The 21,504-nt window shown below is 71.1% G+C and carries 23 protein-coding genes and 1 pseudogene; 18 read left to right on the forward strand and 6 right to left on the reverse strand.

Translation table 11 applies throughout. The annotated features are described in order from the left end of the window. Positions 1–47 precede the first annotated feature (47 nt). The 11 genes from N8I86_RS01165 (at position 48) to N8I86_RS01215 (ending at position 10,263) form a co-directional block, all read left to right on the forward strand. The gene (locus N8I86_RS01165; protein ID WP_263276799.1) at positions 48–638 is read left to right on the forward strand and encodes a YciI family protein; all 591 of its coding nucleotides are present in this window, start codon (positions 48–50) and stop codon (positions 636–638) included. Between the two features lie 54 nt (positions 639–692). Further along, a complete protein-coding gene (locus N8I86_RS01170) occupies positions 693–2,126 on the forward strand; it encodes an FAD-binding protein (protein ID WP_123439339.1) in 1,434 nt (477 codons plus the stop codon). A 33-nt stretch (positions 2,127–2,159) separates the two neighbouring features. Then, positions 2,160–3,095 carry a beta/alpha barrel domain-containing protein gene (locus N8I86_RS01175; RefSeq protein ID WP_073896347.1) on the forward strand — a complete coding sequence of 312 codons (936 nt, stop codon included), beginning with the start codon at positions 2,160–2,162 and terminating at the stop codon, positions 3,093–3,095. Further along, a complete protein-coding gene (locus tag N8I86_RS01180) occupies positions 3,092–3,865 on the forward strand; it encodes an alpha/beta fold hydrolase (RefSeq protein WP_263276800.1) in 774 nt (257 codons plus the stop codon). Before N8I86_RS01175 ends, N8I86_RS01180 begins: the two co-directional genes overlap by 4 nt. After that, the gene (locus N8I86_RS01185) at positions 3,862–5,646 is read left to right on the forward strand and encodes an isocitrate/isopropylmalate family dehydrogenase (RefSeq protein WP_263276801.1); all 1,785 of its coding nucleotides are present in this window, start codon (positions 3,862–3,864) and stop codon (positions 5,644–5,646) included. The genes N8I86_RS01180 and N8I86_RS01185 overlap by 4 nt, the downstream gene beginning before the upstream one ends. Next, complete coding sequence (locus N8I86_RS01190; RefSeq protein ID WP_263276802.1) at positions 5,639–6,499, forward strand: DUF6282 family protein; 861 nt, start codon at positions 5,639–5,641, stop codon at positions 6,497–6,499. Before N8I86_RS01185 ends, N8I86_RS01190 begins: the two co-directional genes overlap by 8 nt. Before the next feature lie 128 nt (positions 6,500–6,627). Continuing rightward, a complete protein-coding gene (locus tag N8I86_RS01195) occupies positions 6,628–7,653 on the forward strand; it encodes an MBL fold metallo-hydrolase (protein ID WP_263276803.1) in 1,026 nt (341 codons plus the stop codon). Positions 7,654–7,744: 91 nt separating this feature from the next. Then, positions 7,745–8,476 carry a dienelactone hydrolase family protein gene (locus N8I86_RS01200; protein WP_263276804.1) on the forward strand — a complete coding sequence of 244 codons (732 nt, stop codon included), beginning with the start codon at positions 7,745–7,747 and terminating at the stop codon, positions 8,474–8,476. A 298-nt stretch (positions 8,477–8,774) separates the two neighbouring features. Continuing rightward, complete coding sequence (locus tag N8I86_RS01205; protein ID WP_263276805.1) at positions 8,775–9,251, forward strand: hypothetical protein; 477 nt, start codon at positions 8,775–8,777, stop codon at positions 9,249–9,251. Between the two features lie 123 nt (positions 9,252–9,374). After that, positions 9,375–9,722, forward strand: a complete 348-nt coding sequence (locus tag N8I86_RS01210; protein ID WP_241841122.1) for an STAS domain-containing protein — start codon at positions 9,375–9,377, stop codon at positions 9,720–9,722. 94 nt (positions 9,723–9,816) lie between these two features. Then, the gene (locus N8I86_RS01215) at positions 9,817–10,263 is read left to right on the forward strand and encodes an ATP-binding protein (protein ID WP_073896330.1); all 447 of its coding nucleotides are present in this window, start codon (positions 9,817–9,819) and stop codon (positions 10,261–10,263) included. Between the two features lie 84 nt (positions 10,264–10,347). On the opposite strand, the pseudogene N8I86_RS01220 reads toward N8I86_RS01215, so the two are convergent. Beyond that, positions 10,348–10,758, reverse strand: a pseudogene (locus tag N8I86_RS01220) (sigma-70 family RNA polymerase sigma factor); the annotation flags it as partial. Between the two features lie 446 nt (positions 10,759–11,204). On the opposite strand from N8I86_RS01220, the gene N8I86_RS01225 reads away from it, so the two are divergent. Next, positions 11,205–11,573 carry a gas vesicle structural protein GvpA gene (locus tag N8I86_RS01225; RefSeq protein ID WP_073896327.1) on the forward strand — a complete coding sequence of 123 codons (369 nt, stop codon included), beginning with the start codon at positions 11,205–11,207 and terminating at the stop codon, positions 11,571–11,573. 89 nt (positions 11,574–11,662) lie between these two features. On the opposite strand, the gene N8I86_RS01230 is transcribed toward N8I86_RS01225, so the two are convergent. Next, complete coding sequence (locus N8I86_RS01230; RefSeq protein WP_073896324.1) at positions 11,663–11,866, reverse strand: cold-shock protein; 204 nt, start codon at positions 11,864–11,866, stop codon at positions 11,663–11,665. Between the two features lie 144 nt (positions 11,867–12,010). Continuing rightward, positions 12,011–12,796, reverse strand: coding sequence for an endonuclease/exonuclease/phosphatase family protein (locus tag N8I86_RS01235; protein ID WP_263276806.1), 786 nt, complete (start codon positions 12,794–12,796; stop codon positions 12,011–12,013). A gap of 104 nt (positions 12,797–12,900) precedes the next feature. Here N8I86_RS01235 and N8I86_RS01240 point away from each other — a divergent pair, with 104 nt between their 5' ends. Next, positions 12,901–13,074 (forward strand): hypothetical protein, encoded by a 174-nt coding sequence (locus tag N8I86_RS01240; RefSeq protein WP_198960457.1) that lies wholly within the window; start codon positions 12,901–12,903, stop codon positions 13,072–13,074. Between the two features lie 62 nt (positions 13,075–13,136). Here the strand turns inward: N8I86_RS01240 and N8I86_RS01245 are convergent, their stop codons facing one another. Beyond that, entirely contained in the window at positions 13,137–14,270 is a 1,134-nt protein-coding gene (locus tag N8I86_RS01245) for a hypothetical protein (RefSeq protein WP_263276807.1), read from the reverse strand. A gap of 696 nt (positions 14,271–14,966) precedes the next feature. Here N8I86_RS01245 and N8I86_RS01250 point away from each other — a divergent pair. The 5 genes from N8I86_RS01250 (at position 14,967) to N8I86_RS01270 (ending at position 18,970) form a co-directional block, all read left to right on the forward strand. Continuing rightward, positions 14,967–15,938 carry a DUF6235 family protein gene (locus N8I86_RS01250; protein WP_263276808.1) on the forward strand — a complete coding sequence of 324 codons (972 nt, stop codon included), beginning with the start codon at positions 14,967–14,969 and terminating at the stop codon, positions 15,936–15,938. Positions 15,939–16,187: 249 nt separating this feature from the next. After that, positions 16,188–16,637 (forward strand): DUF6423 family protein, encoded by a 450-nt coding sequence (locus N8I86_RS01255; protein WP_263276809.1) that lies wholly within the window; start codon positions 16,188–16,190, stop codon positions 16,635–16,637. Then, complete coding sequence (locus N8I86_RS01260; RefSeq protein ID WP_263276810.1) at positions 16,634–17,974, forward strand: FAD/NAD(P)-binding protein; 1,341 nt, start codon at positions 16,634–16,636, stop codon at positions 17,972–17,974. Before N8I86_RS01255 ends, N8I86_RS01260 begins: the two co-directional genes overlap by 4 nt. Next, positions 17,967–18,428, forward strand: coding sequence for a DUF6187 family protein (locus tag N8I86_RS01265; protein ID WP_263276811.1), 462 nt, complete (start codon positions 17,967–17,969; stop codon positions 18,426–18,428). The genes N8I86_RS01260 and N8I86_RS01265 overlap by 8 nt, the downstream gene beginning before the upstream one ends. Next, positions 18,425–18,970: a carboxymuconolactone decarboxylase family protein gene (locus tag N8I86_RS01270; protein ID WP_263276812.1), complete on the forward strand. Its 546-nt coding sequence runs from the start codon at positions 18,425–18,427 to the stop codon at positions 18,968–18,970. Before N8I86_RS01265 ends, N8I86_RS01270 begins: the two co-directional genes overlap by 4 nt. Positions 18,971–18,991: 21 nt before the next feature. Here the strand turns inward: N8I86_RS01270 and N8I86_RS01275 are convergent, their stop codons facing one another. Both N8I86_RS01275 and N8I86_RS01280 read right to left on the reverse strand, forming a co-directional pair. Beyond that, on the reverse strand, positions 18,992–19,654 hold the full coding sequence (locus tag N8I86_RS01275; RefSeq protein WP_263276813.1) for a hypothetical protein: 663 nt from the start codon (positions 19,652–19,654) through the stop codon (positions 18,992–18,994). A gap of 649 nt (positions 19,655–20,303) precedes the next feature. Then, positions 20,304–21,416, reverse strand: a complete 1,113-nt coding sequence (locus N8I86_RS01280) for a S8 family peptidase (protein WP_263276814.1) — start codon at positions 21,414–21,416, stop codon at positions 20,304–20,306. Positions 21,417–21,504 lie beyond the last annotated feature (88 nt).

The following is a 21,504-nucleotide window of genomic DNA, read 5'->3' on the forward strand; positions in this document are numbered from 1 at the left end:
TCCTCGCCTCGTCCACCGATCTCTTCCCTTATGAAACAGAGGACCCGATGATCCACGTACTGACCCTCACCTACCTGACGCCGCGCGAGACGGTCGTCGCCCACATGGCCGAGCACAAGGCCTGGCTGCGCGAGCACGCGGACCTGGGCCGGATCCTGCTCAGCGGCCCCCGGCCCGAGGGCGGCGCCGTCATCGTGACCGCCGAACTCGACGACACCCAGGTACGCGAGCTGATCGAGAGCGACCCCTGGCACAAGCTCGGCATCGCGTCGTACGAGCAGCTCTCCTTCGAGGGCCGCAACGCGAGCCCGGGCGTGGTCACCGCTCCCGAGCCGGACGACGGCGTGCTGCTCATCAACGTGGCCACCACCGACGACGCCGCCGCCAGTGTGGCGTCGCTCGCCTCCGCCGTGGAGCACGTCGCCGCCACCGCCGACGGCTTCCGCGGCTCCCGGCTGCTGACGAGCGTCGACGGCGACGCCCTCGTCAACTTCGCGGCCTGGACGGACCGGAAGCGCTTCGACGCGATCTTCGAGGACCCCGAGTTCACCCGCCGCTACCAGGCGTTCGCCGAAACCACGACCGGCGCCAAGTACCGGCTCTACCGCACGAGCCGGGTCATCACGCCCAACCGCTGAGCCCACTCCCCCACGACGGACCCACAGCTCTCCGCCTTCTTCCGAGGAGAAAACATGTCAGCCTCGAACACCCCGCCGCAGTACGACCTCATCGTGATCGGGTTCGGCGCGGCAGGCCTGTCGGCCGCCCTGTCCTTCGCCGAGGCCACCGCACACCGCGAGACCCCCGCCAGGATCGCCGTCCTCGAGCGCGCCGGCCGTGACGAGCGGGGCGGAGCCACCCGCTGGACCGGAGCGTTCCTGCGGATCACCCAGGACAGGAAGCTGGACACGGACTGGGCCGAGCACGTCAGCCGGGTCTCCGGCGGCCTCGCCGACATCGAGTACTGCCGCACGGTCGAGCGTGAGACCCCCCGGACCCTGGACTTCATCGAGAAGCACGGCGTCGAGATCGCCTTCGAGGACTTCCCGCTGCCCCACACCTTCGACGGCGGCACCCCCTCGATGACACCGCCGGCCAGCCCCCGCGGCGGCGGTGCCTCAATCGTCGAACACCTGGGCGCCGCCCTGGAGAACGACCCGCGCGTCGACATCCGCTACGAGACGGAGGCACTGCGGCTGACCACCTCCGACGACGGTTCCGTGGACGGCGTGCTGGTCCGTACCTCGGACGGACGCACCCAGCGCCTCTCCGGCCACGCCGTCGTCCTGGCGTGCGGCGGCTTCGAGGGCAACACCGAGATGCTCACCCGCTACGTCGGCGACAAGGCGTGCGACCTTCCGCTGATCGCCCCGGGCATCACCAACAACCGCGGTGACGCCCTGCGCATGGCCCTGGAGCTGGGCGCCGACACCGCGGGCCAGTTCGACGGCATCCACGCCGAGCCCGTCGACCGTCGAACCCGTAAGGCCGACTCCGTCCTCTACGGCTTCAGCACCGGTGTGTTCGTCAACGGCAGGATGGAACGCTTCTTCGACGAAGGCCGTGACACCTGGGACAACACCTTCGAGCACGTCGGCTACGAGATCTGGAGGAACCAGGAGCAGGAGGCGTACTGGATCGCCGACGCCAAGACGCTCGCCATCCCCGGCATCATGAACTCCCTGCTCAGCGACGTACCGCCGGAGCAGGCCGACAGCCTCGAGGAGCTCGCCGCCGTGCTCGGCATCGACGCCGAGGGCCTGGAGAAGACGATCGCGGAGTTCAACGCGGCCGTCGGGCCCGGCGAGTTCGATCCGACCCGCCTCGACGGCAAGGCCACCGTGGGTCTCGAGCCGGGGAAGTCCAACTGGGCCACACCGCTGGACACCCCGCCGTTCATCGGCGTCCCCGTCACCGCTGCCATCTGCTTCACCTACGGCGGCATCCGCACCGACCTGGACGGCCGGGTCGTCACCCCGTCCGGCACCGCCATTCCCGGGCTGTACGCGGCCGGCGAGGCCACCGGCCTCTACTACCACGCCTACCCGCCGGCCACGTCCGTGCTGCGGTCGCTGATCTTCGGCCGGCTCGCCGCGCACCACGCCGCGGCCCAGCAGTCCGCCTGACACCCCCCCCCACACCAGCTACCTGGAGGAACCATGAGCATCGTCAACATCGACGTCACCCTCCGCGACGGCGGGTACCGCAACGGCTTCAACTTCCCTCTGAGCTACGCGCTCAAGCACGCGAGGCTGACCGTCGAGGCGGGCTTCGACTGGGTCGAGATCGCCTACCGCAAGGGTTCGCTGCTGCCGATCCCCGACCTCGGCCTCACCGGCCGCGGAGACGACGAGTTCATCGCCGCGGTGGCCCGCGAGATCGGTGCGCAGCGTGTCGCGATGATCCTGCACCCGAAGAACATCACGGAGCACGACCTGCCCGCCATGTACGCGGCGGGTGCCCGGCTGGTCCGGATCATCCTGCCGGCCAAGGGCTACGAACGCGGTCTGGAGTACATACGCCAGGCCAGGGAGATCGGGTTCGGCGTCGGCGTGAACTTCGCGCGGATCAGTCAGTGGCCGGGCCGCGACATCGTCGAGGTGGCGACCGCCGCCACCGACGCCGGCGCCGAGTTCGTCTACCTGGCCGACTCCAACGGCAGTCTCTCCCCCGTGGACACGACCGATCTCACCACCCTGACCAAGTCGGTCACCGGCGGCCCGGTCGGCCTGCACGCGCACAACAATCTGGGGCTCGCCCTGGCGAACGCGATCAGCGCGGTCGCCGCGGGTGCGACCTGGATGGACTCGTCGATCCAGGGCATGGGCAAGGGCCCGGGCAACCTCATCGCCGAACAGTGGCTGGCGCACCTGGACCGCACCGACCCCGAGGCGTCCACCCGGCTCCACCTGGGCCCCGCCCTGGAACTGGCGGACCTGCTCCTCGCCACCATTCCCGAGGGCACGCCCTCCCTGCCCCTGCCCGATCTGGTCCTCGGCCGCTACGACCTGCCGGTCGAGCACCGCAAGGAGCTCCTGGGCGGCAATCACCGTGAGGGCATCGCCACCGCCCGCACCCTCGCCACCGTTCGGTGACCCACACCGAACTCGCTGTCCCGGCGGCGGTCTTCGGACCCGAGGCCGCCGCCGGTCCGGCACACGCCCTCGTCTTCGCCCCTGTCACCCCGCGCTGGGACGAGGGAGCGTTCTTCGCCCCCGTCACGCGGGTCCTGGCCCAGGCCGGACTGCGGGTGACCGTGGTCGACACGCTCTCCCTGTGGGACGAGGAGACCGACTCGCTGCACTCCCTCACCGCCCGCTGCCGGGCGCTCCTGACCCGGTACGGCCCCGTGGACCTGCTCTGCGGGAACGCGCTGGGCGGCGCGGTGGCCCAGGCACTGCTGCCCGGCGTCGCCCCCGACACCGCGGTGCTACTCGTCTCCGGACCCGCCCGGACGGACGCCCTCCTCGAAGCCAGGCTCACGGAGATCGCCGAGCTGGCCGCGGGCGGTCGGTCCGACCACGCACTGGCCCTCCTCGACCGGCGCGTCCAGCCGCAGGGCCGGTGCCGCGAAACCGCCGGTGAGGCCCCGGCGCCGCACGACCCGGCCGCGGGGCGCCGGCTCGCCGCCGGGATGCGGATGCTGTGCGGCATCGACGTGACCGACGCGGTACGGGCGCACCCCGGTCCGCTGCTGCAGATCGTCGGCGGCCGTTCGCAGCTCGTCACCCCACGCCACACCGCGGCGGCGGCCCACCACCGGGTCGCCGTCATTCCGGGGGCCGGCATGCGCCCCCATTTCGAACGCACCGCGGAAGTGTCCGCCCTCGTCGGATCCTTCCTGCGGGAGAAGGGACTCACATGAAGAGCGTCGCTGTACTTCCCGGCGACGGCATCGGGCCGGAGGTCACCGCCGCGGCCCTCGACGTCGTGGAGAAGCTGGGTCTCCCCCTCGATCTGCGCTTCGGCGAGATCGGCTGGGAGTGCTGGCGCCACGAGGGCGATCCCGTCCCGCAGCGCACCTGGAAGCTTCTGGAGGAGACCGACACCTGTCTGCTGGGCGCCATCACCAGCAAGCCGCTGCGCGAGGCCGAGGCCGAGCTCCCCTCCGGGCTGAGGGGCACCGGCCTCACCTTCGTCTCCCCCGTCATCCAGCTGCGTCAGCGGCTCAGCCTGTACGCCAACGTCCGCCCCGTCATCGATCTGGTCGACCGGCGCTTCGACTTCACGGTGATCCGCGAGAACACCGAGGGCCTGTACGCCGGGTTCGACTTCCACGGCCTGGACGACGCGCTGTGGAACGTGGTCCGCGAACACCCCAACGCGCAGGCGTCCGGCCCGCGGGCGACCGGTGTCACGCTGCGCCTGCAGACCGAGTTCGGCATGGACCGGCTGCTGCGTTACGGGTTCGCCTACGCCCGTTCCCGCGGCTACACCCGGCTCACCCTGGTCGACAAGCCGAACGTGCTGCGCCACACCAGCAACCACCTGCGTGAACGCCTCGAACGGATGGCGGGCGACTACCCGGACATCGAGACCGAGATCCTCAACGTCGACGCGGTCGCCCTGTGGATGGTGCGCAGGCCCGAGCGGTTCGGCGTGCTGGTCGCCGAGAACATGTTCGGCGACATCCTCTCCGACCTCGGCGCAGGCGTCATGGGGGGCCTCGGCCTCGCACCCAGCGGCAACATCGGCGACCACGGCAGCTACTTCGAGCCGGTGCACGGCAGTGCCCCGGGCATGGCGGGACAGGGCCGCGCCAACCCCATGGCGATGATGCTCGCCGTGGCCCAGATGCTCGACCACCTGGATCTCTCCGTACCCGGCGACGACCTCAGGGCGGCGGTGCGCGCGGTGGCCGCACGCCGTACGACCGTCACCTACGACATGGGCGGCACGAGCGGCACCCGCGAGGTCGCGCAGGCCGTGACCGAGGAACTCGCCGCGGAGAAGAACGCGTCGGACACCGTCGACGAGGTGGTGGACCGGCTCTCCCGCCTCGACACCGCGTCCGTCTCCGACGCACTCGACAGCCTCGGGGTCGGCGGTGTCCTCGCCGGCATCGCACCGCGTGTTCCCGGCACCCGCGCGGCAGGCCGTGCGTTCACCGTCACCTACCAGCCCGTCGACGACTCAGCGCAGGGCTTCCGCAACGCCGCCAACTACCTGGACGACGTACCCGAGGGGGCGTTCGTGGTGGTCGACAACGCGGGCAGCACCACCTGCACCAACTGGGGATCGCTGTTGACGAGGCTGGCGCTGCGGCGCGGGGTGCGCGGCACCGCCCTCCACGGCTCGGCCCGCGACATCGCCGAGATCCGCGCCGCCGGATACCCGCTGTTCAGCACGGGCGTCACCATGGTCAGTGGCAAGAACCGGGTGGAACTGGCCGCGACCGGCCGGGAGGTCGTCATCGGGGACGTCACCGTACGGCCCGGTGACATCGTCGTCGCCGACGACAACGGAGCCCTGATCGTGCCCGCCGACCACGCCGTCGAAGTCGCCGACCGGGCGGAACGCGTGGAGCACACCGAGGAGGCGATCGCCGGGGCCGTCGGCGCCGGCCTGCGCCTCGACGAGGCCCGCCGCCGGTTCGGCTACGCCAAGCCCTGGGACGACAGCGGCGCCCGGACCTCCCGTGCATGATCCGGCGGGGCGCGTGGTGGTGGACGTCCACTACCACGCGGGCCCCGACCTGTACCGTCGCCGGCTCACCTCGGCCGGCGCGGGCCGGGCGTATGCCGAGGTCGGCGGCTGGGTGGTCCTGAAGAGCCATCTCACCTCCACGGCCGCGCGCGCCTGGGAGGCCCGCCAGGAGGGGCTTCCGGTCTCGGGCAGTCTCGTCCTCAACGAACTGGTCGGCGGTGTCCGCCCGCAGGCCGTGGAATCGGCCGTCTACGCGCACGGCCCGGACGCCCCCGCCCGTCTCGTCGTCCACCTGCCGACCCTGGTCGGCCCCGCGCACACCAGCCGTCTGCGCCGCACCTCCTTCCACCCCCGGCTCGATCCCGACCGCTGGCGGACCGGCCGGGTCCTCGACGCCGACGGGCGGCTGCGGCGGGACGTGCGCGAGGTCCTGCGGGCGGCCCGTGACCTGCCCGTCGTCGTGGCGACGGGGCACTGCGACCGGGAGGCGGCACTGCGCGTCGTCGACGAGGCCGTACGCCTCGGCGTGCCGCGTCTGGTCCTCACCCACGCCACGCACCCCATGTCGGGCTTCTCCGGCGCCGACCTGGCGGACCTGTCCGGAACACCCGGCCTGTACGTCGAGATCACGGCGCTGATGCTGCTGCTGGGGCACCGCGACATCAGCCACCTCGGGGACGTGGTGCGAGCCCACCCGCGGGTGGTGTTCAGTTCCGACCTCGGCCAACCCGACCAGCCGGACGTGAAGGAGTGGCTGGACGTGAGCGAGCAGTGGTTCCGGACCGCGGGCCTGACGAGCCGGGAGATCAGAGCCATCACCTGGGCGAACCCCGTGACCCTGCTGACGCCCTGACCGGACCGGCACCACTCGCCCACGGCCCGTTGGCCGGCACTCCTGGTCGGCGACGCCACCGGCGTGCCGGCCCGCCCGAGCGGCGGCCCGCCGCTCGGCCTCCTCGATGTCACGAAGGACACCCAGCCATGACAGAGCCGGACGGCCGCAAGCCTCGCCCGTCGCGACGCAGCGTGCTGCGCACCGCATTCGTCTCCGGCGCGGCCTTCGCCGCACCCCTGCCGCCCGCGCTCCCGAAGGCGGGCGCCGCGCGGTCCCGCACCGGATCGCTCGGTGACCAGTCGGCCGTGCGCACTCTCACCGTGGGCGACGTCCGGCTCACCTATGTCGTGGACGCGGCCATGGAGTTGGACCGTGCCGGCTTCCTCCCCGCCGTCCCGGACTCGTACTGGAAGGACCATCCCGAAGCGCTGGCGCCGTCGGGGCGCATCGCCGCCTCGGCGGGCGGTGTCCTCGTCGAGCGAGGCGGCCGGCGGCTCCTGATCGACGTCGGTCTCGGCGCCAACGTGCTCTCGCCCTCCCTCGGAGTCTCCCGCGGCGGGGCGCTGTTGCGCACCCTCCGGGCGCTGGGGGTGCCTGCGGAATCCATCGACACCGTGGCCTTCACCCACCTCCACACGGACCACACCGGTCTCGGATTCCTCACCGGGTCCGGCCGGCCGCCGCGCAAGGCGTTCCCCTGCGCCGACTATCTGGTGGCGGGGGCCGAGTGGGGTCCGTTCTGGAACCGTGAGGTGGAGGTGGGCGCCCCGTCCTGGGACGGGTTCATGGTGCCGATGTCGCGGGTGCTGCGCCGGTTCGACGACGGTGACGAGGTGTGGCCCGGCGTCACCGCGCTGATCACTCCGGGACACAGCCCCGGACACACCACCTACGTGATCTCGGCCGGTGACGGGCGGAGGATCCTGGTGTTCGGCGACGCCTTTCACACTCCCGCCCAGGTGGCCCATCCCGAATGGCCGTCCGGGCCCGACGTGAACGTCGACGGCGTGCTCAAGGCCCGAGCGGCGCTGCTGGCACAGCTGCGCGAACGACGCACCTACGGCTTCGCCTTCCACTTCGGCGACCAGGCGTTCGGCCGAGTCGCCGCGGGGGACCGATGGCACCCGCTGCCGGCCCACGCTCTCCTGCCCACCCCGGTCCGGCTGCCTTGAGCCGCGCATCCCCGGAACTCCGTTGTCAGCCGCGCGGAACTCCGTTGTCAGCCGCTAGAGTTGCGCCGTCATTTCCTACACGGGGGTAGCGATGACCGGTCAGTGGGAAACGCTCGGCGAGGCAAGCGGCATCGAGGCGTATGTGCACCGACCCGCGGGTGAGGTGCGTGGCGCGGTGGTGGTCTGCTCCGAGCTGTACGGAGTCAACGCCTACGTCCGCGCGACCTGCGCGGAGTTGGCCGAGGCGGGGTATGCCGCGTTGGCGCCCGACTACTACTGGCGCGGTGCCCGCCGCACCGGACTCGGCTACTCCGCCGAGGAGCGGGAGGAAGGCCTGGTGCTGATGCGCGCGCTGGACCGGGACGAGCTGGTGGCCGACGCCTCCGCGGCGCTGGCGGCGGCGCGCGCCGAGGCCGGGGAGCGGGGCGTGGCGTTCCTCGGACTGAGCATGGGCGGCCATATCGCGATGCGGGCGGCGACCGAGCTGAGCTTCGAGTTGGCCGCGGTCTTCTACCCCGGCTGGTTGCTCAACACCGGTTTTCCCCTGGTCGGTTCCGTGCCCCCGCTGGAGACGAGCGAGCGCATCGCCGCGGGGGGCGCGTTCGTGCTGGGCTTCCGCGGAGAGCTGGACCACATCATTCCGGCCGAGGAGTGGGAGCAGGCCGAGCAGCGGCTCACGAAGGCGGAGGTGCCGCACGAGCTGGTGACCTATCCGGGAGCCCGTCACGGCTTCGCCTGCGCCGACCGTCCGGCCGACCACGACCCGCGGGCCGGAGCCGACGCCTGGCGGAAGGTCTACTCCGCTCTGGCGTCACACCTGTAGGACCACGGGTTCGCCCGGCCCTGTCGTCGACACGCCCGCCCCGCGGCGCACCAGACTCCGCACACTCCTCCGGGCGGGCTCAGTCGCCCGAGAACCCGCATACGGCACCGATCGATGTCCAGGATCGAGTGGGTCCCCTCCTCCCCCGTGAGCGCCTCGTCCCGCCGGTTCCTCAAGATCCCTCCTGAGCCGATCAAGGTTGGTTAAAGATTTTCCGGGGGACAACAGTTGAGTGTTGGACTGTCGGAGCGGGGCAGTAGTACGCCGGCATCAGCCGATGCTTCTTCCTGGGGGAGCTATGTCGAGGTTCGACAGACGAAGACATGCCGGTGGTCCGCATCCCGCACACGACACCAGTCGCCGCAGCGACTCGCCGCGCGGGCGCCTTTCGGCTTTCGAGCTGTCCGCCGGGGAATACCGGGCGCTCGTCCGCGTCATCGAACACGCCCAGGCCCGCCTCGCGTTGGCCGGTGCCGGCGACACGGACACGATCCGCAACGCCAGCGGCGCGGAACTGCTGCCGTCCCTCCGCGCACGAGCCGATGCGGCCAGGGACCGGGGAGCCGACGGTGTACCGATGCTGGCCACCGAAATCCGGCATCTCGAAGCAGCCGTCGTCAACCTCGAGTCCTACGGCGGACATGAAGCCGCGCTCTGCGAGGGTTACACCCTCCTCGAAGAATGCGAAGACCGGCAACACCGGGCCCGGTCCGCGCACATGGCCGACGGGATCCTCACCCTCGACCAGCGCACACCGCCGGCAGCCAGCCTGTGACCGCTCACCGAAGGACGACGCCACCTCGCCACCGATACGGCGGACCGCTTTGTTTCACGTAGTCCGGAAAACCGTACTTCCGTGCGATTGGATTCTGTGGGGACCTGGTGTGAAGATAGCGCGATGCCCGCCGCCTTCGAGACGAAAGTGCACGTCACACGCTATGAGCAGGTCTCGCTGATCACCATGCGCGGGGAAGTCGACCACGACGACACCGATGCCGTCGAAGCAGCCTTCGCCGAGGCCGATCAGGCAGCGCCCTGCACCACGGCGGTGGACCTGTCCCAGGTCACCTTCGTCGACAGCATGCTCCTCAACGCCCTGCTCGACGCCCACCGGCGCCACCGTGCCGACGGCCGCGACCTCATCCTCCTCGGGCCCCTGCAACCGGCCGTCCACAGGCTGCTGAGCCTCAGCGGCACGTACGGCCATTTCAAGATCGCCGGCACCGGCCCCACGGCTGCCAGCTGACATGAGATCCATGAGAGCGCCGACAGTGGGTAGGCGGACTAGCCCGACAGCCACACCACGTGATCAGGCAAGGAACGACCACAGGAACGCTGCCATGGCCATTCCGCTCACAGAGCAGGCACCGGATGAGCGAGAACCGACGGCGCCCCTGCGATACAGCACCGTCTGGGACGCAGACCACCCGCCCGTCGCCGAAGCCAGGCAAGCGGTGCGCGCCCTGCTCACCCGCGCGGGGCACCCACCGGAGCACCGGGCGTCCCAGGACGCGGAGCTCGTGGTCAGCGAGCTCGTCACCAACGCCTACCGGCACGCGCCGGGCCCCGGTGGGCTCGAGCTGGAGGTCATACCCGACGCCGCCCTCCTGCGGATCGCGGTACGCGACGGATCTCCCCGCCCACCCGAGCCGCGGGATCGTGACGCCCGCCGCGTCGGCGGCCACGGCCTCCACCTCGTCACCCAGCTGTGCGCTCAGCTGCACACCATCGCCCTGGAGACCGGCAAGCAGGTCGTGGCCCACCTCCACCTGCCCGGCCGTAACTGACGACGGGGACCACAGCCCGGCCTGAGAGGCGGGCCCTCCGACGAACGGCCTCCCCGTCCTCAACCCTGGACCCGCGTTCGCCCCCTACCGCGCGGCGAGCATGCCCTCGCGCAGCCGGGCCAGGCAGCGGGTCAGCAGGCGGGAGACATGCATCTGGGAGACGCCCAGCTGTTCGCCGATCTGCACCTGGGTGAGTTCGTCCACGAACCGCATGTGCAGAATCCGCCGGTCGCGCTCGCCGAGGCCGGCGATCAGCGGGGCCAGGGCGTGGAAGTCCTCCACCAGCCCCAAGGCCCGGTCCTCGGCACCGATGAAATCGGCCAGCGCCGCCTCGCCGTCCTCGCTGCCGTGGATCGTGGCGTCCAGCGAGGCCGAGGTGTAGCCGTTCGCGGCCAGACGGGCCTCCCGCACCTCCTCCACGGGCAGACTCATCAACTCCGACAGCTCCCCGTCCGTCGGAATCCGGCCCAGCCGCCCCCGCAGCTCCTCCGTCGCTTCCCTGCGCGTGGACGGTGGCTGTGCTCACGAGCGCCATCTCGTCTCCCCTCCCAAGATCGAAGTACACCGATGCCCGCCGCCTGCACGACCGACGGGCGCGCATATACCCCCTCATGCTTCGCCCATGCCTGCCCTCGGGTGAACCGTGGGCACCGTCTCTGACCTGGGCATCAGCGCCAAAACGGAACGCCGCCGACGATCGCCGCAGGCGGCGGCCGCCGGGCGGGTGATCATTCAGCCGGACCGCCGCCGCCCGGCGCGCGGCCCTCGTCGGGGCCGTGCGGAACACGCCTCGTCGTCCTCGCACAGGTGTTTCCTCGAAGGCCGGCGGGGCATCCGCACGGGGAAGCTTGCTCGGCAGCAACGGACATCGAGGTCACCGTGCTGCCAGCGGGCTCCCCCCAGGGGGTCCGGGCCGAATCAGACGACAGGGGTTGGTCGCGATGACCGTGGCGACACAACAGGGTGGCGGAGGCGGCTCCAGCGGCCTGTACGACGTACTGGAACTCATCCTCGACCGCGGGCTCGTCATCGACGCGTTCATACGCGTCTCTCTCGTCGGCATCGAGATACTCAAGATCGACATACGGATCGTCGTCGCGAGTGTCGACACCTATCTCCGCTTCGCCGAGGCCTGCAACCGGCTCGACCTGGAATCCGGGCCGCGCAAGCCGGCCGGCCTCACCGAGCTCAAGGGACAGCTCACCGAGTCAGGCGCCCGCGGAGTGACCAAGGGAGCCCTCTCCGGCGCCGCGGAGACCATTTCGGACGCCTTCAAGCAGGCGCGCGAAGAAGGCGGCAGGAGGCGTTAGGGCGACCACGCCGTGCACGGGCCGGTCGAGGGACACAGTGGAGGGCGGCTGCCGTACGGCAGCCGCCCTCCACTGTGTGCAACGCTTGATCAGCCGCGGACGATGTTCTGCGCCTGCGGGCCCTTCTGCCCCTGCCCGATGTCGAAGGTGACGTGCTCACCCTCGGTCAGTTCGCGGTAGCCGCTCCCCTGGATCTCCGAGTAGTGCGCGAAGACGTCCGGGCCTCCGCCGTCCTGCTGGATGAACCCGAAACCCTTTTCGGAGTTGAACCACTTCACGGTACCGCTGGCCATGTATGCCGATCCTTCGTTCATGCTCGGGAGCAGCCCTGTCTGCGGGGGTCGCTCCGGCTCCGGCGACGCCGGAAGCCAGCACTGTTCTACCCCGAACCGGCCCGGTCATACGACAGGTTTCGCAGCGTGCCGCGAAGCCGCCTGCTACACGGCGGGCACCCGCAGGGCGGCCAGCACCGGCAGATGGTCCGTGGCTGCCCGAAGATCGCCCTCCCGGACCCCGCCGAGCCCCATCGGCACCCCGCACCCCAGTACCTCCACTCCCTCCGTAGCGAAGACCGCGTCGATCCGCTGCAGCGGATCACCGAGCCGGGTGGTGTGCTCCCTCCCCCACGGGTTGGTCGCCCAGCCGTCCTGCAGGGAGTCGGCGAGGAGGCCGAAGGTACGACCGTCGGGCCGGTCGTTGAAGTCGCCTCCGACGACGGCGTACGGCACGTCCAGGGCGGACACCCTGTCGAGGAGCAGTCGGCCCTGCGCGTAGCGCTCATGGTCGTCGACGCTGAGATGACAGCTGAGCACCCCGAGCCGGGCCCGGCCGAACCGCAGCACGGCCGTCGCGAAGCCCCGCTGGTGCAGGCCGGGGGTACGGGGCAGCAGGACGTCCTCGGCGCGCTCCACATGCGCGCGCAGCGAGGAGAGGATCATGGGGCCGGCGGCCGTGGCACCGCCCGAGACGTACACGAGTCCGGAGGTCCGTGCGAGGCGGGCGGCGGCCTTGCGCCAGCCGTAGAACCGCGGAGCCTCCTGAACGCACACGACGTCCGGGCGGCAGGCCCGGATCACCCGGGCGAGGGCCGCGACGTCGTCGCGCATGGAGCGGATGTTGTAGCTGAGCACGCGCACCACCACGGAGCCGTCGGGCTCCGTCGCCGACCTGGGCAGATCCTGCACGCTTCCCCTTCCCGTCACGACGGACACGGGACGAGTCATACCCGCTCCGTCGAGTGGACCGCTACGTCCCCTGTGCACCGCATGCCGTTTCCGCGCCCGGGACAGGGGCAGGTGGACGGGTAAGTGCCGATGAAGGGACCGCCATGAGTGCCGGACAGAAGGCCATGGCCATGGGCGAGCAGGCGCTCGGGAAAGCGGTGCGGAAGGCGGCTCACGCCATGCACAAGGAGACCGTCGCCGCCAAGGGGGCCGCGCTCGAGGCCCGGGGCAAGGCCCGGCAGACCAAAGAGAGGGCGAAGGACGGCTTCAAGCACTGAGGAGAGCCTGCCCGACGCCTCGTACAGGACCGGTCCGGCCGGACCCTCCCGGCCGGCCATGATCAGCGCTGCCGGTGACGCCGCCACTGGCGTCCGCCGTCGCTGGAGATCCACAGACCCTCGCCCTTGACCAAGTCGTACGTCGCCGTCGTCGCGTCCGCGATGCCGTAGAGCGTGGTGCCGACGACGGTGAGCGACGTGAATCTCGCCGGCGTCGTCAACTCGTGGAAGGCGCTGTTGGTACGGTCGCCGGCAAGCCAGTAGCGGCCGCCCTCCTCCCCCACGAGCAGCCGCCCGTCCGCCAGGGCCTCCAGGACAAGTGCTTCCGGTGCGCCATTCAGAGCGGTGAAGGGGATCCCATCTCCGAGCACGGTCCGCCAGTGTCCGCCGCCGTCCGTCGTCAGCAACAGGCCCCGCACGCGCTCCCCCTGGATGAGCGACAGCCCCGCGGTGCCGCCGCGCGCGGCGAGAACGCCTCCCGTGTACGGCTTCGGGACGGCGATGCGGCCGAACGTGCGACCGCCGCGTTGCCGTACGACGCGGTGGGGTTCCTCGGTCAGGGGCTGGTCGAGGCTCCACACCGTGCCCCGCTCGTCCACGGCGAAGCGGATGCCGTCCGCCGGAACTCCGGCCGGAGGCGCGAGAGTGCGCGTGGCAGGCCGGTAGACCAGGGTCGGCTCCGGTGCGGCGAGCAGGATGTCGCCGGGACGGGTGCGCAGGGCGGTCTCGCTGATCACCACCCTGTGCCGCTTGCCGGCCAGGTCAAGGGCGTACGCTCCCCCGGCTCCCTCGCCGGATGGCACCCGGACGAAGCCGCCGCGCACTCCTTCGAACGCGACCGGCGCCGCCTCCGCGTCCGTGTGTTCCGCGTGCTCGGCGACCGTTCGGCCGCCGGGATCGACGATGCGCCAGGCCGAGGCGGCCGGGCCTTCGTCGTCCTCGACGTTTCCGGCGTCGTACGTCAGGAGCAGCGAGCCGTTGTCCGCGCGGGCCACGCCACTGGGTGCGCCGGCGGCCTCGATGACGTCGGCAGGGCTCGGACGAGGGTCCGCGATGACACGCTTGTACTGCGCCTCCCGGCTCCCGGAACTCCCCTCGTCGGAAACGCTCGTGGCGCAGGCGGTCAGAGCCAGTGCCGTACTCCACGCGGCCACGAGGCGGACCCGCCGGCTCCCGCGCTTCCTCAGCGATGTCATGGCCACATCCTCACACGGGGGGCGCTGCGGGGGCCGCCGGCTGCGAAGATGCCGACGGGCGGGAGGTCGGGGCGACGGCGGTAGGGCGGGGTTCGCGGTCATCGTCGAGCTCCGGGAACTGATCGATGACGAAGAGGACTTCGACGTGGGAGAAGGCCGAACCGCATCGGGGTGACGTCCTGCGCCTGCGGCAGCATCGCCGGAAGAAGGACGGTTCACGGGGCCGACCTGCTGTGCATCCTCCGTCGGATCCTGTCGGACCGAGGCACGTCCGAGCCTCGCCCTCGGGACCCTGGATCGTCCGCCGGCGAGTTGAACATCCGCTTGAACACCCGCATGCCTCCCAGCAAGCCGCCGGGGCGTCTGGCAAGGGCTACTTGGCGAGATGGGCCGGATTGCAGAACGCCGCAGGATCAAAAGCAATTTGGAAGATGTCGGCGCGCGGAGACGTGCCTACTTTCAAAAGTGTCGGACTGCCGGAACTGCTTTCCCAGGAGGACCGGATGAACTCAGTGACGGCTGCGTCCATCGCCGGAGGCAGCGCGTTCCTGGGGCAGCCACAACACCTGGCGGCCCGTCGGCACACAGCGCCACCGCTCCGCGGGCGGTGGAAATTCCCGCTTGCGCCCGGCCTTGCCCGGGCCCTTCGAATCTGGGGTACAGATGCGGCACTTCACCGTGCGAGCCGAAAGCGGCATGATCGGATTCCTGCCCGTGCGGGCTCTGATGGGTGCGGGCGTCACCGCCGCCTGGCCGCGGCCGGCCCGCGTCGGGCTGAAGCTGATAGCGCCCGACGACCCGGCGAGCGCCACGCCCGGGGACCAGGAGGGGCGCGTCGACGCTGTCCGCCGACTGCCCCCCGACCGTCTCCGCCTGTTCCATCACGAGCACGTGATCCGTAGCTTCCGCGAGGTGGGCCGCGCCTGGTTGAAGCAGGTGGGACCGTGTCGCATCGACGTGATCGACGCCGACCTGCTCGACGACGGCAGCCGGGAGTTCTTCGCCACGCTCGCCGATCAGTCCGAAGGCCTGGTCGACATCCGCAGGGAAGAACTCGCCAACTCCGAGGAGCAGCTTTCGGCCACGGTCTCGGGACGGGAACTGCGCATCGATCACCTGGCCCGCTCCCGCGCGCAACTCAGCGAGGACGAGGTGGACTTCCTCCATGATCAGGCCCTACGGTACCTCGGCCTCGGTGACAGCTGGACGGCCGAGCGCATTCTGCGCGCCGTGCTGCGCCACCGGGCCGCGCCCTCGGTGCGGAGCCAACTGCGCCTTGCCTGCTCTCTGCTGGGGCGCCCCCTCGAAGCGGATTTCCAGTCCCTGCGTCGCTCGGAGCTGGAGCCCGGCACCCAGGCCGCTGGAGCCCGACGCCCGGCGTTCCGGCTCGTCGCGGGCTGGGACCTGCTGGAGCAGTGGTCCGGCACGGCGAACCAGATCGAGAAGAACGCCGTGCACCAGGCGCTGTTCGCCGTCGTCGACAGGACGGTCTTCAGGACGCACTCCACGGCCGAAGTCGCCTCGCAGCCGCAGGAGTTCTTCGTCCGGTTACGGCAGGGTCTCGTCCTGAAGATCCGCATCCGCGACTTCGACATGTTCGAGATCGCCTACGTCGGACCCGTCGGCGAAACACCGGGAATCGACCTCGAGACCGGTCGGGCGGCGTGACGGCGGTTACTCGACCGATCTTCGCCCCGGCCAGTTGTCGAACATCCAACTACCCTTCGCACAAGCATGCTTGACAGGGTGTGGGGCCTGTGAAAATCTCGGTCCCACTTGTGACACCAGAGGTCCCTGTCAAGAATTCGGAGAGATCCAATGCCGTCGCTGGAAGTGTCGGGGATAGATGTTTCTTCGCGAGTGCGGGCTCGCGATATTCAAATGGCCGGGGTCGCCGACGTGCGACGCCGTGTGCTGATGATTTCCGGAGCCATCGACACGGTCGACCACGATGTCTCGGTGTGCGTCAATCTTCCCGAGCCCGGACGCTGGCAGGTGGTCAAGTCCGAGACCAACCTGACCGACCGTACGTGGGTCGCCATGCAGGCCGCCACGGACGAGGACTCCGTCTTCGTGAACGACGCCGACACCCTCGTGATGTCACGACAGTTCTCGAAGTCCTTCATCACCCCCGACCAGCGTCGCCTGACCTTCTACGGCGGTGAAGTGCGCCCCGGTGAGGCGGTGGTGAAGATGTACTCGCTGGAGACCGTCGGCCGCAGGCCCACGTACTCGTACTCCCGGTACACCCCCGTGGCCACCGACAGCCCGGAGGCGGCGGCGAAGACCCTCGACCGCCTCGTGGCCGAGGGACTGCCCCAGCGCCCGGTCATCGAGATCATCGTTCCGGTGACGGTCATCGGGTGACCACCTTCGTTCCCGAGCCCCACCTGCTCGACTCGCCCCGCGGCCGTGACTGGGCCCCGGCCCCCGTCAGCGCTCCCCGGCCGGCCGGCGCGGACGAGGTGCCCGCCACCGCCGACGTCGTCATCGTCGGCGCCGGCCCGGCCGGCCTCGCCACGGCCTCCGCGCTGTGGCACCTCGGCGTCCACGACGTCGTCCTGCTCGACCGCGACGGACGGCCCTGCGGCCGGTTCTTCGACCGCATCGACACGCTCAAGCAGCGCGTGCTGCGCTCGCCGTACGAGCACCACCCCGGAGTCGAGGGCTACCGCGACTGCGAGCTGCTCGACTTCGCCCGGCTGAACTGGTCCCGGCTCACCCCGGTGGAACGCCGGGAGATCCGCATGGCCCAGGCGGGCCACCGCTCCGTGGTGCCCGTCGACGTGTTCGAGGCCTACTGCCGGCACGTGGCCACGCTCCACCACGTGGACGAGCGCACGTGGCGGGCCGACGTCCGGGGCGTCCGGCCCACCGCCGACGCGGTCACGGTGCACGCCGACGGCGTCTCGGTCGTCGCGCCCTACGCCATCCTCTGCCTCGGCGAGGAACGCCGTGCCGCCCCCAGCGACTGGTGGGAGGGTGACTCCGTTCCGCCCGGCGTCAGTTACTGGGACGAGCCCGTACCCGAGGACGCCGAACACCTCACCGTCATCGGCGCCGGGCTGAGCGCCGCCCACCTGATCGCTAACGCCCTCAGTGACGGCAAGCGCGTCCACTGGATCGTGCGGGCCGCCGAGGAGCGCTACCAGTGCGCCGACGTCAACGCGTCGTTCTTCCGCGCCGAGGGCCGGGCCCGCTTCGACGGGACGAGCTGGGAGGACCGCCTGACCCTGATGGGCGGCCAGCGCAGGGCGTCCGTCATGTTCGAGTTCCGCCCGCGGATGCAGGCCGCCGAGGCCGACGGCCGGCTGATCGTCCACCGTGGCCGCGCGGTCACCGGGCTGCTGCCCGAGCGCGCCGGACGGGTGGCCGTCCGCCTCTCCGACGGCGAGCGCGTGGTCACCGACCACGCCGTACTGGCTCTCGGCACGGCCGTCTCCACCGGCGACCGGTTGCTGCCCGCGGGTATGACCGCGGCGCGTGACGGCTGGCCCGACCTCGACGAGAAGACCCTTGCCTTCCGCAACGCGCCGCGCGTCTTCGCGGTCGGCGCCGCCGCCGGCATGGTGCTGGGTCCCGCGGCCCGCAACATCGACGGCCACCGCGTCGCGACGGCCCGGGTGGCCACGGCGGTCGCCGTCGGCCTTGCGCAGAGTTCCGGCAGGCGCAGCACCGACGGCAGGGTGATGGCCGGTGTCTGACTTCGACGCATCATTCGACACCCGCTTCTCCCTGACCCCGGTCGACGAGTCCGGTACGACCGAGACCGGTGTGCTGCTGATGGGGCTGGAGGCCGAACGCCTCCTCGCCGGCCTGGGCCTTGCGGCCCTCGCCGACGACCCGGCGCAGGTCCTCATCGCCGTGGACCGGATCAAGCACGGGGTACGGGCGACCATGACCTTCGAGGCCCTTGTCGAGGCCGGTGCGCAGCGCTGGCGCGAGACCCGTCCGGCGTTGGCCGCCGCCGTCGGACCGGCATCGCCGCCCGCCGCCCTGCGCAAGGCGTGGAAGGACACGCTGCGCATGTTCGCCCACTGCGATCTGGGCGACCCCGGCCCCGCCACCTCCGCCCACCTGGCGGCGTGCTGGCTGCGCAGGAACGAGATCGACCGGCTGGCCCAGTGCCCGGCCCATGGAGAGATGACGGCACCATGACCTACCTGAAGTCCCTGCCCGCGGACTCGGCGCTCCTCCAGGTCTTCGAGGCCTACCCGCGCACCTCGCGGCCGCTCCTGGAGCTCCACGAGTCGGTCCTCCGGGAGGAGTCGCCCTTCACCGTCGCCGAACGCGAATTGATGGCGGCGTACGTCTCCGGCCTCAACGACTGCACATATTGCCACGGCATTCACACCGCGACCGCGGAGGCCTTCGGCGTTCCCGAGGGGCTGCTGGCCGACGCACTCGCCGATCTGGACAGTGCCGAGGTCGACGAGAAGCTCAAGCCCGTGCTGCGCTATCTCGGCATCCTCACCCGGACCCCGGCCCTGCTCACCCCGGCGGACGCCGAAGCGGTCTACGCGGCCGGCTGGGACGAACGGGCCCTGTACGACGCGGTGATGGTCGGCGCGCTGTTCAACTTCATGAACCGCATGGTCGAAGGTCTTGGAGTCGTGGCGGACAAGAGCTACTTCCCCGTCTCGGCGGCCCGCCTCCACGATCACGGCTACCACGGCCTCGCCACCCGCCTGACCCCCTGAGGCTGCCGGGGCCGGCTATCGTCAGCGGTCACCGGAAGCGGCCACGACCTGGCGGCGGGTGGAGCTGCGGTAGGTCGAGATGCCGACGGCCAGCAGCCAGTAGCTGAGGAGCGCCCCCATGAGAGCGGTGGTGCCCCAGCCGTTGGCCGCGTAGAAGTGGGCCGGGGTGTTGCCGAAGAACAGGGACGGTACGAAGACCAGGTTGACCCCCGCGAGGACGTAGGCGGAGCGGCCGACCCAGCGGGGCAGCAGGTCGGTACGGCAGACGACGAGTCCCAGGGTGGCCAGGAACAGGGCCAGCAACAGCCGGGAGATCGTGCCGTAGAGGATGTAGGTGCCGCTGACCGTGATGGTCGGATCGACCGGACGGTCGGCGGCGATCACCGCACCGGCCTCCAATCCGGTCGAGACCAGGGCGATCGCCGTGTACACCAGGCCGAGGGCGGATGCCATCGAGCCGGCCCACTCGTAGTCGGGCCGGGCGAGTCTGACGAGCTCCCGGAACGAGGTGACGAAGACGGCCAGCGAGGTGATGCCGACGATGCCGAGCAGCAGCCTGGTCAGCACGTTGGCGTCCGGCGGCGGGCCCGAGTAGACGAAGTACAAGGGCACTTCGACGATGAGGGCGGCGGCGGTCACGATGCCGGAGACGCCGGTCAGGCGCCTGACGAAGCGTTCGTTCATGGGAGTTCCCCCGAGTCCGTGCCTGGGATGCGCGTCGGTCCGTTCGCCGACGTGTCCAGCCTGCCGTCGGTCGCGGCCGACGTCCCTGGGCCTGGACACCGGATCGGGGGTGGTGCCGGTGACACCCTCGGCGGAGTGCTGTGACCGGCTCAGGAGGTGGCGGCCGCCAGGCCGCCGCCTCCGGTGGCCATGCCGCCGACCGGGTTGGGTGCCGGGAAGGGGGCTCGTCCTGCCGACAGATCGTTCCGGGCGGCAGAACGGTGCCGTCAATCAGGTACCGGCTCTCGTACGTCTTCACGCAGCTGCTGGGGTTGGTGAGGAGTGGGGGCTGTCGCCGCCGCCGCATCAGCTGGTCGTACCCGTCGCGGGTGGCTTTCGGGCTGCCGGCGGAGAAGGCGCAGCTCGCCGTGTCGGTGGATCCGCACAGGGCGAGGAACCGGTCCAGGACGGCCGCCGCGGCACGGTCCGAGCCCATGCGCAACCTTCCGTTCTGGCGGCCGCCCGGTCGGCCGGAAACGCCGGCGGCCCGCCCCTCACGGTGGAGGGGCGGGCCGGGGCAGGAGGGAACGGGAACGGCCGGGGGGGGTGGGTCGCAGGTGCTCCTCCCCCGCGTGCCCGTTGGCCGTACGGCCGTCGTGGCCGGGGAAGGTCAGAGGCCGCCCGTGTTCAGCAGCCGGTTGGGCGTGTCGGAGCGGACACCGCGCAGGACACCCCGGGTGGCCGTGTGGTCGAGCCAGACGTGGACCTGCTTGGCCGTGGCGTGGGGATGTGCCGACAGGTACAGCGCGATCACGCCGGTCGCGTGCGGGGCGGCCCAGGACGTGGCGCCGTCGTCCTCCGTCGTCGTACCGCCGCCGGCGAGCGCGGCGGTCACCTTCTGGCCGGGGGCGTACAGGTCCACGCAGCGTCCGTAGCCCGATCCGTAGGAGCCGCCGTCGCTCCACGGGCGGTCGTTCGAGGTGGAGGCCGCCACGACGATCGTGCCGGGGACCCCGGCCGGGGAGTGCTTGCAGGCGTCGTCGTGGAAGTTGCCGGCCGACACCACGGTGGGGAGTCCGGCGTCGACCATCTTCTTCACGGCGGACTCGAGTGCCGCCGACCGGTGGTCGAGGTTGAGTGACATGTTCACCACCGCGGGCCGCTGCGCGTGCGCGGTGACCCACTTGACCGACTTCACCAGGGCCGCCTCGGCCTGCGCCGGGGAGCCGCCGCCGTCGCTCTCGCACACGATTCCCTGAACCCGAACGAGGTCGGCTCGGGGCGCCACTCCGTACTTCGCTCCGCCGATGATCCCCGCGACGAACGTGCCGTGGCCGGTCCCCGCCTCGCTGAAGCAGTCACCGGAGTCCTTGGGGCCGACGAAGTCGGCGCCGAGGTGGGCCCGTCCGCCGAACTCCTGGTGACCGATGTCCATTCCGGTGTCGATCACATAGACGTGCACGCCCTTGCCCGTGGCGGTGGTGGTGAGCCTGCCGTTCAGCGGCCGCGCCCGCTGGTCCAGGACGTCCAGGTTCCACGGCACCTTCCGGGTGACGGGCGACGCCGCGGTCCGCGCGAGCCCCGACGTCTTCACCACGGCTGCGGCGGACTTCGACGACGAACCGGACGCCGCGTCGTTCCCGGATCGCGTCCCGGACTCCGCCTTCCCGTGCGCGGCGGGCTTACCGTCGCTCCCCCGGGCCGCCGTACCGCCCTCCCCGCCACAGGCCGAGGCTCCGAGCACCGTCGCCACGGCCACCGCCGTCAGACCGGCCTTCGTCATGTTCCGCGTCACAACGTCCCCCCTGCTTCGTGCACAGTCAGCGCACAAGACGGCCACAGGGGGCGGACGGTTCCCGGGGCGCCTGCGG

The organism is Streptomyces albidicamelliae (assembly GCF_025642175.1).
GTDB lineage: Bacteria > Actinomycetota > Actinomycetes > Streptomycetales > Streptomycetaceae > Streptomyces > Streptomyces albidocamelliae.

Bases quoted from the DNA above. Each gene is read 5' to 3' on its own strand.
- N8I86_RS01215 (WP_073896330.1), top strand. From the start codon at position 9,817: ATGGCCATTCCGCTCACAGAGCAGGCACCGGATGAGCGAGAACCGACG.
- N8I86_RS01275 (WP_263276813.1), bottom strand. From the start codon at position 19,654: ATGAACGAACGCTTCGTCAGGCGCCTGACCGGCGTCTCCGGCATCGTG.
- N8I86_RS01230 (WP_073896324.1), bottom strand. From the start codon at position 11,866: ATGGCCAGCGGTACCGTGAAGTGGTTCAACTCCGAAAAGGGTTTCGGG.
- N8I86_RS01240 (WP_198960457.1), top strand. From the start codon at position 12,901: ATGAGTGCCGGACAGAAGGCCATGGCCATGGGCGAGCAGGCGCTCGGG.
- N8I86_RS01185 (WP_263276801.1), top strand. From the start codon at position 3,862: ATGAAGAGCGTCGCTGTACTTCCCGGCGACGGCATCGGGCCGGAGGTC.
- N8I86_RS01205 (WP_263276805.1), top strand. From the start codon at position 8,775: ATGTCGAGGTTCGACAGACGAAGACATGCCGGTGGTCCGCATCCCGCA.
- N8I86_RS01210 (WP_241841122.1), top strand. From the start codon at position 9,375: ATGCCCGCCGCCTTCGAGACGAAAGTGCACGTCACACGCTATGAGCAG.
- N8I86_RS01255 (WP_263276809.1), top strand. From the start codon at position 16,188: ATGATTTCCGGAGCCATCGACACGGTCGACCACGATGTCTCGGTGTGC.
- N8I86_RS01250 (WP_263276808.1), top strand. From the start codon at position 14,967: ATGATCGGATTCCTGCCCGTGCGGGCTCTGATGGGTGCGGGCGTCACC.
- N8I86_RS01165 (WP_263276799.1), top strand. From the start codon at position 48: ATGATCCACGTACTGACCCTCACCTACCTGACGCCGCGCGAGACGGTC.
- N8I86_RS01245 (WP_263276807.1), bottom strand. From the start codon at position 14,270: ATGACATCGCTGAGGAAGCGCGGGAGCCGGCGGGTCCGCCTCGTGGCC.
- N8I86_RS01175 (WP_073896347.1), top strand. From the start codon at position 2,160: ATGAGCATCGTCAACATCGACGTCACCCTCCGCGACGGCGGGTACCGC.
- N8I86_RS01170 (WP_123439339.1), top strand. From the start codon at position 693: ATGTCAGCCTCGAACACCCCGCCGCAGTACGACCTCATCGTGATCGGG.
- N8I86_RS01225 (WP_073896327.1), top strand. From the start codon at position 11,205: ATGACCGTGGCGACACAACAGGGTGGCGGAGGCGGCTCCAGCGGCCTG.
- N8I86_RS01235 (WP_263276806.1), bottom strand. From the start codon at position 12,796: ATGACTCGTCCCGTGTCCGTCGTGACGGGAAGGGGAAGCGTGCAGGAT.
- N8I86_RS01280 (WP_263276814.1), bottom strand. From the start codon at position 21,416: ATGACGAAGGCCGGTCTGACGGCGGTGGCCGTGGCGACGGTGCTCGGA.
- N8I86_RS01270 (WP_263276812.1), top strand. From the start codon at position 18,425: ATGACCTACCTGAAGTCCCTGCCCGCGGACTCGGCGCTCCTCCAGGTC.
- N8I86_RS01195 (WP_263276803.1), top strand. From the start codon at position 6,628: ATGACAGAGCCGGACGGCCGCAAGCCTCGCCCGTCGCGACGCAGCGTG.
- N8I86_RS01200 (WP_263276804.1), top strand. From the start codon at position 7,745: ATGACCGGTCAGTGGGAAACGCTCGGCGAGGCAAGCGGCATCGAGGCG.